Origin of the sequence: Rothia mucilaginosa (assembly GCF_964210535.1) — a bacterium.
GTDB lineage: Bacteria > Actinomycetota > Actinomycetes > Actinomycetales > Micrococcaceae > Rothia > Rothia mucilaginosa_F.
In genome coordinates, this window is the sequence record NZ_CAXOMR010000048.1 from 1 (window position 1) to 448 (window position 448).

General features: G+C 62.1%; 1 protein-coding gene. It reads left to right on the forward strand.

Translation table 11 applies throughout. The annotated features are described in order from the left end of the window. On the forward strand, window positions 1-448 hold a 448-nt coding region (locus tag AB8C10_RS09245; RefSeq protein ID WP_368867559.1), incomplete at both ends, for an IS256 family transposase.

Here is a 448-nt window from a genome sequence, read left to right on the forward strand (position 1 = left end):
TCGACGTGGCGATCCCCAAGCTGCGCTCAGGCACCTACTTCCCAGAATGGTTACTGCAACGGCGCAAACGCTGTGAAACCGCGTTGATCACAGTGGTCGCTGACTGCTACCTGGCAGGAGTATCCACGCGCCGTATGGACAAGCTCGTCAAAACCCTGGGGATCACAGGACTGTCCAAGTCCCAGGTCTCACGGATGGCAACAGACCTCGACGAACACGTGGACCAGTTCCGCAACCGGCCCCTCCACGATGCCGGGCCTTTCACCTTCGTCGCCGCTGACGCACTGACCATGAAAGTACGCGAAGGAGGACGCGTCGTCTCGTGCGCGGTTCTGGTTGCCACCGGAGTCAACAATGACGGACACCGCGAAGTGCTGGGGGTGCGCGTGTCCACCAGCGAGACCGCTCCAGCCTGGAAGGAGTTCTTCGCCGACCTGGTCGCCCGAGG